This is a genomic window from Pseudomonas sp. W17 (assembly GCF_040268305.1).
In the GTDB taxonomy this organism is placed as follows: Bacteria; Pseudomonadota; Gammaproteobacteria; order Pseudomonadales; family Pseudomonadaceae; genus Aquipseudomonas; species Aquipseudomonas protegens.
Genome location: NZ_CP158490.1, coordinates 2,686,766 through 2,700,614, shown reverse-complemented (window position 1 = coordinate 2,700,614; position 13,849 = coordinate 2,686,766). Strand labels below are relative to the sequence as shown.

The following is a 13,849-nucleotide window of genomic DNA, read 5'->3' as shown; positions in this document are numbered from 1 at the left end:
TCTCCTTTCCTCACAACAGCCGCTGGACCGAACCGGCGGGTAATTCCCCGGCGGCTTCCATCGCCTGCAAGCGTTGCACCATGGCCTCGCGCAGGGGCTTGGGGGTCACCGGGTCGAACATCCCGTAGCGGCTGTCGCACCAGCGCGCCAGGGCCTCGCGCCAATAGGCGGCGTCACTGCCGCCCTGCCCCAGGCGCCACAGCAGGTACTCCAACTGACGCCAGCCCGGTTTGAGGGCCAGCATGGCCCAGCGTCGCGCCTTGGGCAGATCGTGCCAATGCTGGTCCAGACGCTGCTCCAGGGCTTCGTCGAATACCGCCCAAGGCTGCTGGCGCAACAGGCCCAGGGCGCAGTCGAAGACCTTGTCCGAGGCATCGTCCAGGGCCGCCAGTTGCTCGGCCATGCCACGTTCGCCCAGGGTTTGCAGGGCCTGCAGGCGCACGCTCAGCGCCGGCGAAGCCAGGGCCTGGCGCACCATGGCATCGGCCTGTGGCTCCTGCAGCTCCCTGACCAACCCCAGTAGCCCCAGCCACTGGCGCTTGTTGCCCGGGGCCGGCTGCTGCAAGCGGGCCAGCAGCACTGCCCGCGGGTCCAGCCCATGGCGCGGCGCGGCCCAGTGGGCCAGGCAACGCAAGGCCCCCGAAGGGTCGAGCAGGGCCTGCGCCAGATACTCGCGACAATCGGCCAGGCGCGACAGCAGCAGCCGCAGGGCCTTGACCCGCACACTGGCGCCGCAGCTGCGCATCACCTCTTCCAGCAAGGGCAGCGCCTGCTCATCGGGCAGTTCGGCGCAGGCGTCCACCGCCATCTGCCGCACGCTGACCTCCGGGTGGCGCAGCGCCATGGCCAGCAGTGCCGGGCGGTCCTCGACGCCCTTGAGCAACAGCTCGAAGACAAAGCGCGCAGCCTTGCCCCGGCAAGTGCCAAAGGCCCCTTGCACCTGGTCGCGCACCTGGGCCAGTTGCAACACGGCGCTGGCCCGCTCCAGGGTCGCGCCGTGGTCGGCGCGCTGCTTGCCGGCCAGGGCCAGCAGCGGTGCCAGGGTCTGCAACAGCAGCCCGGCATGCTCCGGCACCCAATAGGCCTCGACCGCCGCGGCGGCCTCCTGGCGAACCTGGGGCACCCAGTCGTTGAGGCGCTCCAGCAAAGCCACCAGGGCCTCTGCCGAAGGCTGCGCGGCCAGCCCGCGCACCGCAGCCTGACGCACGAAACCGTTGCCAAAGCGGCTCAGCTCCAGCCAGGCGCTGTGCCTGTCCAACTCGTCCATCACCTCCCGCACGCGGCGGGCTTCGTAGTCGCTCAGCTGGTACTGCCAGCCGGGCGGGGTTGCTATCAATGCATCCATGTCGTCCATTGTTCTACCCCTTAACGCACACCACCTGACGCAGGGTGTGCAGCACTTCCACCAGCTCGCGCTGGGCGTGCATCACTTGGTCGATGTCCTTGTAGGCCATCGGGATTTCATCGATCACCGCTTCGTCCTTACGGCACTCCACATGGGCGGTCGCGCGGATCTGGTCGGCCAGGGTGAAGGTGTTCTTGGCCTTGGTGCGACTCATGGTACGCCCCGCGCCGTGGCTGCAGGAGCAGAACGCCTCCTCGTTACCCAATCCGCGGACAATGAAGCTCTTGGCTCCCATCGAACCCGGAATGATCCCCAGCTCGCCCTTCTTCGCCGACACCGCCCCCTTGCGGGTCACCAGCACCTCTTCACCGAAGTGGCGCTCCTTCTGCACGTAGTTGTGGTGGCAGTTGACTGCCTCCAGCGCCACCTCGAAGGGCTTGCTGATCACCTTGCGGGTGGCCTGGATCACCAGTTGCATCATCAGCTCACGGTTCTGCCGGGCGAAATCCTGGGCCCAGGCCACCGCCTCCACGTAATCCTTGAAGTGCTGGCTGCCTTCCTCGAAATAGGCCAGGTCGCGGTCCGGCAGGTTGGCGATGTGCTGGCGCATATCGGCCTGGGCCAGGTGAATGAACAGGTTGCCGATGGCGTTACCTACGCCACGGGAACCGCTGTGGAGCATGAACCAGACCCGGTTGGCCTCATCCAGGCAGACCTCGATGAAGTGGTTACCCCCGCCGAGGGTTCCCAGGTGCTGGCGGTTGTTACTGTTGGCCAGGGCCGGGTACTTATCGGTGATCGCCTTGAAGCGCGGATGCAGCGCAGCCCAGGCTTGATCGGTCTGCTGTGGCACGTCGCCCCAGGCGCCCTTATCGCGACCGCTACGGGGCGAGGTACGACCGTGAGGCACCGCCGCCTCGATGGCGCTGCGCAGCCCGGCCAGGTTATCCGGCAGGTCGGAGGCGGTCAGCGAAGTACGGGCGGCGATCATTCCGCAGCCGATATCCACCCCGACCGCAGCCGGGATGATCGCGCCCACCGTGGGGATCACGCTACCGATGGTCGAACCCTTACCCAGGTGCACGTCGGGCATCACCGCCAGGTGCTTGAAGATGAACGGCATCTTCGCGGTGTTCATCAATTGCTGGCGGGCTTCGTTTTCCACCGGCACGCCCTGGGTCCACATCTTGATCGGCTTGCCGTTGGCGACTTCCAGCAGTTGGTAGGTCTTTTGTTCCATGTCGTTGACTCTTTTTCCTGTGGCCGGTGATTCGGCCTTGTTCAATAGGGTGCGCAGGAGCCGGGGCGCAGAAGACCATCTCGGGGGTCTCTTCGCTGGCAAGCCAGCTCCTACGGAGTTGCGGTGTTCGGTGCAGACGGCGACAAGTGGAGGTGGAACATGCAGCGCGCTCTGCCTCTGAGCTAGCACCTTGCGGTGAACGGGACTCGAACCCGCGACCTCGCTGTCCTGTAGTTCCACCGGCATTCGCCGGGTCAATCGGTGCAGGCCGGGCCTGCGGGCAGCGACAAGGGAACAGGCACATTTGCTCTACCTACTGAGCTACAGCCTTTCGGCTGGCGGGGTTCGAACCCGCGACACGATGTAGTACCCGTGGCATTCGCTGCCATCCCGCCGAGGCGGGGGGAAAAGATGCGACGACAAGGAGTCGATGAAACGGTGCACTCGCGTTCTGACCATTGAACCACGGCGCCGTTTTCCGGCACCGGCGGGAATCGAACCCGCATCTCGAACCTTGGATGTAGTTCCATCAGCATTCGTCGCAAAAACTGCAAAAAAGGTGGCACGACAAAAGAAGTGACTGATCGCCGGATTCGAACCGGCTTAACCAATATGTACAGCCACTGGCATTCGTGCCGTCACCGGCCCTGACAAGAGTTGCTGAGACGCCTTTGGATGTAGTCACAGCGGCATTCAGGGCCAATGAGCAAAAAATCTGTGGTGTGCGCCGGCTGGCCGGCGCACGGTGTGTTTCATCCTCTACCGATCAGCGTTACATCGCCTCGATCGCCTTTACCCAGTGCTGCGCACCGTAATTGCCCGCAGTGAACTGCTCGATCACATCGAACACCGCGTCACTGAAGCCGCCGACGTTGAGGATGTCCTCGCGGTCCGGTGCCTGGGTCGTGGCCCCGGGCTGCATGTCGATGCACACCAGCTTCGCCTGCGGGTTGATGGCCCGGATCCGCTCCCACTGGCGCATCGTTTCCGTGGCGCCGTGGCGCCGCGCATCGATCCACGACTCGTTGTCCGAGACCAGGATCAGCGTGTCCACGCGGCTCTTGGCGTTGGCCAGCTGCGCCAGGGGCGCCGAGCAGTTGGTCCCCCCTCCGCCGATGTTTGCCAGCTTCTGCGCATTGCTCATCACGCTGTCCCGCGGGTTGAGGTGGATGTTCACCACTCCACGCTCGAACGGCATGACCCGCGCCGCCGGCTGCTTGCGCAACACCGCGGCCGCCACCAGTGCCGCCACATCGATGCAGCGCACCGCGGTGGTGGCGCCCTGTCGATAGCCAGTGACCGGGCTGTGCATCGAGCCCGAGACATCCGGGCAGACCACCACGTTGCCCGCCAGCGCCGGCACGTTGGCCAGGGACAGCTCCAGGGCATCCTGCAGCGCCTCGCGGACCGCCTGCGGCACCTCGTCACCGGCCATGCGGTAGGCCGCCAGCAACTGGTACGGATAGACCCGGGCCTTGGCCACCTCCCCCGCATCCGCCAGCCGCGCCGCCACGTACTCGGTGCAACCCGGCACCTGGAACGCGCCGTGGCGCGCCAGGGTATTGAGGTTCATGCGCAGCCCCTGCCAGCCCATGTTGCGGGCCTGCCCGGCCCATTGTTCGGCGCTCAGTGTCTCGTTGCCGAGCAACTGGAACGGCACCTGGGGCACTTCCCGGGTCGCTCCGCTGCGAAACGCCAGCAGGTCCCGGGTCAGCTCAGGCAGCGCCTGCACATCCACCGGCTTGCCGATCAACCAGGCAAAGAAGGCTTCACGCCAGGCCTCGCCTGGCTTGGGGTGAACCATCTTCACCACGTCCGCCAGGGACGGCTGGTTGCCGATCGAGGCCTGCAACAGCTGGCGCTCGGTGGCGCTGTTCAACCAGTTCTGCACCAGGCGCTTGGGCTGCGAACCCAGGGATTTGCGCCCGGTCACGCCGCTGCGCAGGATCTGCACGAAGTTGCGCAGCATCTTGCCGTTGTCCACCACCTGGGCGAACAGCTCCGGCACCAGGGCCGAACGTTGCGCGGTCAGCGCCGCCAGCAGCAGCGCCGGCATGTCCTTCATATGGCCTTGCTGGCGAGCGTAACGGGCGGCCTGGGCGACGAAGCGGCTGTCCAGCTCGCTCACCAGTTGCAGCACCGCTTCCAGCTGGCCTTCAGGCGAGGTGTAGAAGGTCGAGTTCAAGCAACCGGTAACCGCCAGCTGGGCCAGGCGATGCTTGGCGTTGTAGGCATAGGCCCCGGCCTTGGAAGCGTTCAGGGTGGTGCTCGCTGGCGCTTTTGCCTGTTGGGTGTTGAACAGCTGGAAGTTGGCCATCTTGGCGTCTCGCTCTGTTGTCTTGTTCGTTGCCAGAGATATTGCAGCCGCTGTGCCAGGTTTTGATTTTCCACCAAATTATTTTTCAACTCATTGATTTATAACGTTTTTATTTTTTATCACTTTTTCATCACGTATCCGGCAAGACAAACACCTCGATAATTTTATATCTTTACTTATCGTTTTTTATCTCCAGGTATAAACATGTCGAACAAGCCCACGGTCGCCATAGGTTTTGTCGGTTCCACCCTCGATCGTGTCGGCAAGGGTGCCAACCGCTGGAGCCATTGGCGGCCCACGGTCGGTCTGTGCCAGCAGCAGGATGTGCTGATCAACCGCCTGGAACTGATCCATGGCCTGGACGCGCGGGATGTCAGCCTGGCCGAACGGGTGGCCAACGACGTGCGCCAGGTGTCGCCGGAAACCGAGGTGCGCCTGCACCCCATGGGCCTGAACAATCCCTGGGATTTCGAGGAGGTGTACGGCGCCCTGCACGACTTAACCAGCGCCTACCCGTTCGACACCGAGCGCGAGGACTACCTGGTGCACATCACCACCGGCACCCACGTGGCGCAGATCTGCTGGTTCCTGCTGACCGAGGCGCGCTACCTCCCTGCCCGGCTGATCCAGACCTCGCCGGCCCGGCGTCGCGACCCCGACGAACACGCCACTGGCACCCATGCACTGATCGACCTCGACCTGTCGCGCTATGACCGCATCGCCTCACGCTTCGCCCACAAGCGCCTGGAAGGCCTGGCCTTCCTCAAGTCCGGGATCGCCACCCGCAACCCGGCATTCAACCGCTCCATCGAGCAGATCGAGCGGGTCGCGGTGCGCTCCAAGGCGCCGATGCTGCTGATCGGCCCAACCGGTGCCGGCAAGTCGTTCCTGGCCCGGCGCATCTATGAACTCAAGCGCGGACGGCATCAGGTGCAGGGGCGTTTTGTCGAGGTCAACTGCGCCACCCTGCGCGGCGACGGTGCCATGTCGGCACTGTTCGGCCATATCAAGGGAGCCTTCACCGGCGCCCAGAATGCCCGCGAAGGCCTGCTGCGGGCGGCGGATGGCGGCATGCTGTTTCTCGACGAGATCGGTGAACTGGGGCTAGACGAACAGGCCATGCTACTCAAGGCCATCGAGGAGAAGCGCTTCTTTCCCATGGGTTCGGACCAGGAGGTGCAGAGCGATTTCCTGATCATCGCCGGCACCCACCGCGACCTGCGTGGCCGGGTGGCCCAGGGCCTGTTCCGCGAAGACCTGTATGCGCGGATCAACCTCTGGACCTTCAACCTGCCGGGGCTGGCGGGGCGCCGCGAAGACATCGAACCGAACATCGATTTCGAGCTGGAGCGTCACGCCCGGGAACAAGGGCAGCTGGTGCGCTTCAACCTTGAAGCGCGGCGACGCTACCTGGCCTTTGCCAGCTCCAGCGAAGCGGCGTGGCTGGGAAACTTCCGCGAGCTTTCGGCGTCCATCACCCGCATGGCCACCCTGGCCGACAGCGGGCGCATCGACCAGGCCCAGGCCGAGGAAGAGATCCAGCGCCTGCGCCACGCCTGGGGGCAGGAGAACCAAGAGGACGAACTGCAGAAACTGCTGGGCGACGATGTGCAGCTGGACCTGTTCGACCGCCTGCAACTCAAGGCTGTGATTGCCGAGTGCCGCCGCGCCGACAGCCTGTCGGAGGCGGGGCGCCGGCTGTTCGGCGTGTCACGCCTGGGCAAGGCCAACCCCAACGACGCCGACCGCCTGCGCAAATACCTGGCGCGTTTCGGCCTGGATTGGAAACAGCTGTAGCCGCTGCCGCAGGCTGTGCAGCAGACGCCGCGATCCTGGGGCCTCTGCGCGATCGGCGGGAGATCGCCAGGCAAGGTCCTGCGGACCTTTGCGCAGCTTCGCGGGCTCAGCAGCGGCTACAGGGCTGCGGCTGGGACGGCGAAGACGCCGCTGGCCCGGGCCACTTCCCGTTCGCCGACCCGCAGCACCACGGTGGCAAAGGCCATCTGCCGGCCACGCTTGGCATGCTCCAGGTGCACCTCGATCCATTCCCCGACCTGCACCGCCCCCAGGTAGTCGAGGGTCATGCTGGCGGTGATCAACGGCAAGGGCGGATCGCTGGAAAACGCCATGGCGTAGCCCATGCCGATGTCTGCCAGGGTGGCGATGATGCCGCCATGCACCGTGCCCCGGCCGTTGGCGTGCCGGGCATCGGCCCGCAGGCCGACGCGCAGTTCGCTGCCACTGCCGCAGCCGTAGACCGGGCCGACCAGTTCCAGCAACGGGCTGCTGCGGGGCAAAGGGGCAAAGCCTGGCGGGATATCCGACTCGCGCATGACGCACTCCTTGATCTGCGCCGAAACACCGTCGTCCCGGGCTGCCACAGGTGTAGTCCTGAACCCGCGCCGCGCCTATCAGCATCAGCCAGGAAAATTGTCGCCGATAAGCCAAGCCGGGATCGTGGTCTTTCCCCGAACGACGGTAAGATGCGCACCTGCGACCCTGTCGCCGATTCATCCCTCAAGGAGCCCCCATGCAGCATCAGGACGATCACCCTGCAAAATTCCGTCGACTGGCCCTGGCCCTGTTCGGCGCCCTGGCCCTCGGCGCCTGCTCTCCCGGCGACCGCAACAGCAGCGCCGTGGCCTTGGGCGGGGCCCAGGGCAAGGCCGGCGCGCAATTGGCCTATGAGCATGAACTGAGCCTGTCGCTGCCAGCCGCGCAGATCGGTCCGCGCCTGGCGCAAACCCGCGAAGCCTGCGAGAAGGCCCAGTTCGGCCCGTGCAATATCCTGCGCCTGGAACAGGGCAAGTACCGCGCCCAGGTGACGCTGCGAATAGTTCCGGACGGTGTGGAGCCCATCGTCCAGCAGGCCTCCCAGGGCGCGGAACTGGGCGAGCGCATCACCAGCGCCGAAGACCTGGCCGATGCCGTGGCTGATGTGCAGCGCCAGCAGCAGCGGCTCAAGGCCCAGCAGCAGCGCCTGGACGAACTGGCGGCGCGCAAGGACATCAGCGTCAGCGACCTGATTGCCCTGAGCCGGGAACAGGCCGGCATCGAGAACGACCTGCAGGCCCTGGCCCAGACCGCCGCCGGCCAGCAACGCCGCCTGGACACCAACCTCCTGACCCTGAAGTTCCTGCCCAGCGACGGCGTCCAGCGCGAATCCAGCCTCAAGCGCGCCTTCAGCAACCTGCTGGATAACCTGGCCGACGGCACCGCCGAGGCCCTGGAGAAAGGCAGCTATGTGCTGCCCTTCGTGATCCTGGCCTTCCCCCTGGTGCTGCTGTGGGTCTGGCTGTGGCGCAAATTCGTACGCCGGCGCCCCTGACCCCACCCGTAGGAGCCGCCTTGCCGGCGAAGAGGCCCGCAAGCCTTGCACCGCCCTGGCGAACGCCTTCGCTGGCAAGCCAGCTCCTACCGCACGCAGGCGGTCAGGCTTGCAGCGCCAGTTGCAGGCGCTCCAGGCCAATGCCGAAGCCGGCACCCTGGCGATAGGCGCCTGCCCCCACCACTTGCTGCTGCGCCCCCAGGCGCGGGCAGCGCACTTCGAAACCCTCGCCATTGAGGTAGTAGGTCAGGCCGCGCTTGACCCCGAGGTTGAGCTGGTATTCCAGGCCCAAGGCGTCGAGAAAGCCCACGCACAGCGCCCGCGCCTGCTCCAGGGCGCGCTGCGGATCGGGGCCGAGAATCTCCAGGCCCAACTGGGTGAACTCTCGATACCGCCCGGCTTGCGGGCGCTCGTAGCGATAGCAGCGGGCAACGTAGAAGAAGGCCGCCTGCTCGCGCCCCGCCAGCAGCTCGCCGGCGGTTTCCTGGAACAGCGCGGTGGCTTCCGGGATCAGGCAGCAAGGCCGCCCGGCCTTGTCGTTGAAGGCCCACATCTGGCCGATGACTTCGCTGCCTCCGGCCTTCTCGATAAAGGTGTCCTGGCCCCACAGCGCCGGGACAATGACTTCTTCAGCGCCCGCTTCGATGAAGCCAGCTCCGGAAGCGTCCTTCCAGGGTGCGCAGGGTGGCGGCTTGTTCGCCGGTGATCATTCGAGTGCCACGTAACATGGTCATGGGTCATTCCTCTGGTTTTTTGACAGGCAATAAAAAAGGCGCCTTGTGGGGCGCCTTGGTTTTTTTTCATCGAAGGTCAGTGATCGCGATTGCTCGATGACTGACGGCTCGACGCGCACAAGCGACCACGGCCCCGGAGATGAGGTCGATGGTGATGAGGGCGGGAGACGAGCTGGAAAAAATTCATGGCGCATCCTGCCACGCCGCCCCCGGGCCTGACAAGCAAGCACCTGCTCCCCGCACAACAGTGCCCCCTGTGGAAGCCGGCTTGCCGGCGAAGAGGCCCTGCATCGCCCTGGCGGCCGCCTTCGCTGGCAAGCCAGCTCCTCTACAGCGGGCGTTGCAGGCAGCGCTGGTAGCGTTCGTCCACCCGTTTGGCGAACCAGGCAGTGGTCAGTTGGCGGGTGATCTTCGGGCTCTTGAGTTCGATGCCGGGCAGTTGCTGGCGCGGTACGGGCTTGCCCGCCATGCGATCGGCCAGGGCGAACACCTGACGGTACAGCTCGGTTTCTTCGAAGTCCTGGCGGTCGCCCTTCTCCAGCTGGGCGCGGATCTGCGGGTTACGCAGCCCCAGCTGCTTGCCCAGGGTGCGCACCGCCAGTTCGGTGCTGCCGGGCATGACCGAGCCGTAGCGGATCAGGTCGCCATCCAGCGCCAGCCTGATCCCGCTGGCACGGCTCACCGCGCTCTGGAACGCCGCGTTGCGGCTGGCGTACCAGCCGGCGTTGAAATCGGCGAAACGGTACAACGGCTGCGGGTAGTCCACCGGGTAGCCCAACAGGTGGGCGATGCCGAAATACAGGCCGCCGCGGCGGCTGAAGACCTCATGACGGATGGAGTCCTGCACCGGGTAGGGATAGCCCTGGGCATGCTGCTGGGCGAACTCGATGCTGACCTGCATCGGCCCACCGGTGTGCACCGGGTTGAAGCCGCCGAACAGGGTCTTGCCCAGGGGCACCATGCCGATGAAGTCATCGAAGATCGCACTCAATTCCTTCTCGCTGCGGGCACTGGCCAGGCGCTGGCTGTAGGACTGGCCGTCCGGGCCGCGCACTTGCAGGGCGGCACTGACCAGCAGCGCCGGCACATGCACCTTGGCCGCGCGGCGGTCGATCTCTTGCCGGGCAATGCGCCCCAGGCCCGGCACCGTCGGGTCGACCTGGAAGGTGGATTCCTGCTCGGTCACCGCCAGCACCGCGCACAGGTTGCTCTGGCTCGGTTCAAGGCCCTGGGCGCTGAAGGCCACCTGGATGTCCCGGGCCCAGCCCGGGCGGTCCGCCACCTGGGCCGGTAGCAGGCGCAGGATCCGGGCCTGGGTCTGTTCGGGGGTCAGTGTTGGTGCCTGGGGGCCGCGCTGGCTGGCGCAACCGGCCAGCAGCGACAGGCCCAGGAAGCAACTGAGAAGACGAGAGGAAATCATGGGGCTCCGCGAGATGGCTGGGCGAGGGCCGTGCAAGTAAAGCAGCGGCTGGGGCGTTCGACCAAGGAATGCGAGCGCTGTTCCCGCCGCGGCCCTTGTAGCCGCTGCCGCAGGCTGCGCAGCAGACGCTGCGATCCTGAGGCCTCTGCGGGATCGGCGGGAGATTGCCAGGCAAGGTCCTGCGGACCTTTGCGCAGCTTCGCGGGCTCAGCAGCGGCTACAGGCTAGAATCCTTCTATTGGCGGTGTGGCTGGGTGTATTTTGATGACCCCCGACTTAGGTGTGGCGCCCAGCCCTGAACCTGCGCCTGCCCTCAATGGAGTGATGCCCGGATGTTGACCCTGGATTTCCTGATCACCAGCCTGATCGTCGTGCTGATTCCCGGCAGCGGCGTGATCCTGACCATTTCCACCGCCCTGGTGGCCGGCAAGCGCGCCAGCCTGTTCACCGCCATCGGCTGCACCGCCGGGATTGTCCCGCACCTGCTGGCCTCGATCCTCGGCCTGTCGGCCATCCTGCACTCCAGCGCCCTGGCCTTCCAGGGCCTGAAGTTCGCCGGCGTCGCCTACCTGCTGTACCTGGCCTACGCCACCTGGCGCGACCGCTCGGCCTTCGCCGTGGACAGCAACGCCGTCAGCCATGGCCCCGGCGCGCTGATGCTCAAGGCCTGCCTGCTGAATATCCTCAACCCCAAGCTGACCCTCTTCTTCCTGGCCTTCCTGCCCCAGTTCATCGCCCATGACGGCAGCGACCCGATCCCGCAGATGCTGCTCCTGAGCGGCGTGTTCATGGCCATGACCTTCTTCGTGTTCGTGCTCTATGGTCTGCTGGCCAACCTGTTCCGCACCGCGGTGATCGAATCGCCCCAGGTGCAGAACTGGCTGCGCCGCAGCTTTGCCGCAAGCTTCGCCGGGCTCGGCCTGAACCTGGCCTTCGCCCAGCGCTGAGCCCGGCGGCAGCCGCCTGCATGACCTTGATCGTCTACCGAGGGCAAGCCCATGAATTGCAGCGACGTACTGATCATCGGCGCCGGCCCCACCGGCCTGGTCCTGGCGCTCTGGCTGCGCCGGCAGGGGGTCAAGGTGCGGATCATCGACAAGACCCCGGGCCCGGGCACTACCTCCCGGGCCCTGGCGGTGCAGGCGCGAACCCTTGAGCTGTACCGCCAGCTGGACCTGACCCGGGCCATTGTCGAGCGCGGCCACCATGTGCCGGCGGTGAACCTCTGGGTCAAGGGCGAGCGCGCCGCCCACCTGCCGTTCAACGCCATCGGCGAAGACCTGACGCCCTACCCCTTCCTGCAGATCTTTCCTCAGGACGAACACGAGCAACTGCTGATCGAACGCCTGGCGCTGCAGGGGGTGGAGGTCGAACGCAACACCGAGCTGCTGGCCTTCACCGACCACGGCCACCTGATCAACGCCCGCCTGCGCGGCCCCGACGGGCGCGAAGAACACTGCCAGGCCTTCTACCTGGCCGGCTGCGACGGCGCCCGCTCCACGGTGCGCAAGACCCTGGGCACCAGCTTTCCTGGCGGCACCTACCAGCAGGTGTTCTACGTCGCGGATGTGCAGGCCAGCGGCCCGAGCATCGACGGCCAGTTACACGTGGACCTGGACGACGCCGACTTTCTCGCGGTGTTCCCCCTGGCCCAGAGCGGCCGCGCACGGCTGATCGGCACGGTGCGCGACGAGCGTGCCGAGCACCCGGAGAACCTGCGCTTCGAGGATGTCAGCCAGCGCGCCATGCGCCAGCTCAAGGTCGAGGTGGCCCAGGTCAACTGGTTCTCCACCTACAAGGTGCATCACCGGGTGGCCGAGCAGTTTCGCACCGGCCGGGTGTTCCTCCTCGGGGACGCCGCCCACGTGCACAGCCCGGCCGGCGGCCAGGGCATGAACACCGGGATCGGCGACGCCATCAACCTGGCCTGGAAACTGGCAGCGGTACTGAGCGGCAAGAGTGCCGAGCGCCTGCTGGAAACCTACGCCACCGAACGCATGGAGTTCGCCCGGCGCCTGGTGGCCACCACCGACCGGGTGTTCAGCTTCGCCACCGCCGACGGCCCGGTGGCCTACCTGGCGCGCACCCGCCTGGCGCCCCTGCTGCTGCCGAAGATCGCCGCCTTCGACAGCGCCCGGGAGTTTCTCTTCCGTACCGTGTCGCAGATCACCCTGAACTACCGCGGCATGCCCCTGAGCGCCGGCGGCGTCGGCCAGGTGCACGGCGGCGACCGCCTGCCCTGGGTGCGCGATGGTGAACACGACAACTTCGACAGCCTGGAGTACCTGGGCTGGCAGGTGCATGTCTACGGCGTCACCAGTGACGCCCTACGCGACTGGTGCACCGCGCACCAGGTGCCGTTGCGCACCTTCGACTGGCGCCCGGCCCATGCCGCCGCGGGGCTGGCGCGCAACGCCTTCTACCTGCTGCGCCCGGACACCTACGTGGCCCTGGCCGAGCGCTCGGCCGACCCGCGCGTGCTGGAGCGCTACTTCCGCGAACGGGAGATCTCCCCGCAGAGCGCCGCCCCCTCCCTCAAGCCCCGATGAAAGGCTGCTTGATCTGCCCCCAGCGCCGGGCGAACTGCTCCGGCGTGGCCGCCGCGATCCGCTTCAGGTCCCGGGGGTAATCCACACCGGGGGCCTCCTGGGGGCGCCAGGCACTGAACTGGCCATTGCTGGCCCGCAGGATGTAGCCGCTGTCCTGGCACTGCTCGCTGACCAGAAAAAGCACCCCCGGCGTCACCCAGTCCGGCTTGAGTTCCGGCGGCTCCTCGCTGACGCCCCACATGCGGGTCTTGGCCACCGGCGACACCGCGTTGACCCGGATCCCGTGCTCCGCCCCTTCCTGGCCCAGGGCATTCATGATCCCGACCTGGGCCATCTTGCCCGCGCAGTAGGCCAGCAGCCCCGGCTGGGCATATTCCGGGTACAGCGCACGGTCGGAGGTGGTCAACAGCAGCCGCGGTGCGGCGGACTGCCGCAGATGGGGCCAGGCATGCCTGGCCAGCCAGATGGGCGCATACAGGTTGATCCCCAGCATGCGCTCGAGAAACCCGGCGTCGGTCTGCTCCAGTGCCTGGTAGCCAACCCAGCCGGCGTTGTGAATCAGGATATCCAGGCTGCCAAAGGCCTCCAGGGTGCGCTGCACCAGCCCCTGGCAACCGGCCTCGGTGCCCAGGTCGGCGGTGTCGGCCAGCGCCCTGGCACCGCTGGCCCGCAAGGCCCGCACCGCATCATGGGCGACACTGTCATCCGCCCCACTGCCGCTGCCGTCACTTCCGCAATCGCTGATCACCACCTGGGCACCACGACGGGCCAGAGCCCGTGCATAACTCAAGCCCAGGCCGCGCCCGGCGCCGGTGACAATCGCCGTTCTGCCGCTGAAATCCATGCTCTTCCCTCCTGTGTGAATCCCAGGGTAACAGCATGAAAATCAGCGACTTAATACTAAATTCCAGGTTCT

Annotated in this window: 11 protein-coding genes; 4 read left to right on the top strand and 7 right to left on the bottom strand. The window is 66.3% G+C overall.

Translation table 11 applies throughout. The annotated features are described in order from the left end of the window. Positions 1–10: 10 nt before the first annotated feature. The 3 genes from ABCR88_RS12590 to ABCR88_RS12580 form a co-directional block, all read right to left on the bottom strand. Positions 11–1,354 carry a hypothetical protein gene (locus tag ABCR88_RS12590; RefSeq protein ID WP_015635089.1) on the bottom strand — a complete coding sequence of 448 codons (1,344 nt, stop codon included), beginning with the start codon at positions 1,352–1,354 and terminating at the stop codon, positions 11–13. 4 nt (positions 1,355–1,358) lie between these two features. Continuing rightward, complete coding sequence (locus tag ABCR88_RS12585) at positions 1,359–2,585, bottom strand: RtcB family protein (protein WP_350023932.1); 1,227 nt, start codon at positions 2,583–2,585, stop codon at positions 1,359–1,361. 772 nt (positions 2,586–3,357) lie between these two features. Further along, a complete protein-coding gene (locus ABCR88_RS12580; RefSeq protein WP_053157624.1) occupies positions 3,358–4,902 on the bottom strand; it encodes an RNA-binding protein in 1,545 nt (514 codons plus the stop codon). 204 nt (positions 4,903–5,106) lie between these two features. On the opposite strand from ABCR88_RS12580, the gene rtcR reads away from it, so the two are divergent. Beyond that, complete coding sequence (gene rtcR, locus ABCR88_RS12575; RefSeq protein WP_350404667.1) at positions 5,107–6,699, top strand: RNA repair transcriptional activator RtcR; 1,593 nt, start codon at positions 5,107–5,109, stop codon at positions 6,697–6,699. Positions 6,700–6,815: 116 nt separating this feature from the next. Here the strand turns inward: rtcR and ABCR88_RS12570 are convergent, their stop codons facing one another. Next, entirely contained in the window at positions 6,816–7,235 is a 420-nt protein-coding gene (locus tag ABCR88_RS12570) for a PaaI family thioesterase (protein ID WP_262213408.1), read from the bottom strand. Positions 7,236–7,432: 197 nt separating this feature from the next. Between ABCR88_RS12570 and ABCR88_RS12565 the strand changes: the two genes are divergently transcribed. Next, positions 7,433–8,230: a DUF4349 domain-containing protein gene (locus tag ABCR88_RS12565; RefSeq protein ID WP_169894150.1), complete on the top strand. Its 798-nt coding sequence runs from the start codon at positions 7,433–7,435 to the stop codon at positions 8,228–8,230. A 103-nt stretch (positions 8,231–8,333) separates the two neighbouring features. Here the strand turns inward: ABCR88_RS12565 and ABCR88_RS12560 are convergent, their stop codons facing one another. Then, a complete protein-coding gene (locus tag ABCR88_RS12560) occupies positions 8,334–8,876 on the bottom strand; it encodes an ATP phosphoribosyltransferase regulatory subunit (protein ID WP_041117318.1) in 543 nt (180 codons plus the stop codon). A gap of 416 nt (positions 8,877–9,292) precedes the next feature. After that, on the bottom strand, positions 9,293–10,384 hold the full coding sequence (locus tag ABCR88_RS12555) for a DUF1615 domain-containing protein (RefSeq protein ID WP_041117316.1): 1,092 nt from the start codon (positions 10,382–10,384) through the stop codon (positions 9,293–9,295). 332 nt (positions 10,385–10,716) lie between these two features. Here ABCR88_RS12555 and ABCR88_RS12550 point away from each other — a divergent pair, with 332 nt between their 5' ends. Then, positions 10,717–11,331 carry a LysE family translocator gene (locus tag ABCR88_RS12550; protein WP_011060595.1) on the top strand — a complete coding sequence of 205 codons (615 nt, stop codon included), beginning with the start codon at positions 10,717–10,719 and terminating at the stop codon, positions 11,329–11,331. 51 nt (positions 11,332–11,382) lie between these two features. Beyond that, entirely contained in the window at positions 11,383–12,933 is a 1,551-nt protein-coding gene (locus ABCR88_RS12545; protein ID WP_169894140.1) for an FAD-dependent oxidoreductase, read from the top strand. On the opposite strand, the gene ABCR88_RS12540 is transcribed toward ABCR88_RS12545, so the two are convergent. Next, the gene (locus ABCR88_RS12540; protein ID WP_015635082.1) at positions 12,920–13,777 is read right to left on the bottom strand and encodes an SDR family NAD(P)-dependent oxidoreductase; all 858 of its coding nucleotides are present in this window, start codon (positions 13,775–13,777) and stop codon (positions 12,920–12,922) included. The genes ABCR88_RS12545 and ABCR88_RS12540 overlap by 14 nt on opposite strands. Positions 13,778–13,849: the final 72 nt, after the last annotated feature.

What these genes read in the sequence shown, in the direction of transcription:
- ABCR88_RS12590 (WP_015635089.1), bottom strand. Translation starts at nt 1,354, where the DNA reads ATGGACGACATGGATGCATTGATAGCAACCCCGCCCGGCTGGCAGTAC.
- ABCR88_RS12585 (WP_350023932.1), bottom strand. Translation starts at nt 2,585, where the DNA reads ATGGAACAAAAGACCTACCAACTGCTGGAAGTCGCCAACGGCAAGCCG.
- ABCR88_RS12580 (WP_053157624.1), bottom strand. Translation starts at nt 4,902, where the DNA reads ATGGCCAACTTCCAGCTGTTCAACACCCAACAGGCAAAAGCGCCAGCG.
- rtcR (WP_350404667.1), top strand. Translation starts at nt 5,107, where the DNA reads ATGTCGAACAAGCCCACGGTCGCCATAGGTTTTGTCGGTTCCACCCTC.
- ABCR88_RS12570 (WP_262213408.1), bottom strand. Translation starts at nt 7,235, where the DNA reads ATGCGCGAGTCGGATATCCCGCCAGGCTTTGCCCCTTTGCCCCGCAGC.
- ABCR88_RS12565 (WP_169894150.1), top strand. Translation starts at nt 7,433, where the DNA reads ATGCAGCATCAGGACGATCACCCTGCAAAATTCCGTCGACTGGCCCTG.
- ABCR88_RS12555 (WP_041117316.1), bottom strand. Translation starts at nt 10,384, where the DNA reads ATGATTTCCTCTCGTCTTCTCAGTTGCTTCCTGGGCCTGTCGCTGCTG.
- ABCR88_RS12550 (WP_011060595.1), top strand. Translation starts at nt 10,717, where the DNA reads ATGTTGACCCTGGATTTCCTGATCACCAGCCTGATCGTCGTGCTGATT.
- ABCR88_RS12545 (WP_169894140.1), top strand. Translation starts at nt 11,383, where the DNA reads ATGAATTGCAGCGACGTACTGATCATCGGCGCCGGCCCCACCGGCCTG.
- ABCR88_RS12540 (WP_015635082.1), bottom strand. Translation starts at nt 13,777, where the DNA reads ATGGATTTCAGCGGCAGAACGGCGATTGTCACCGGCGCCGGGCGCGGC.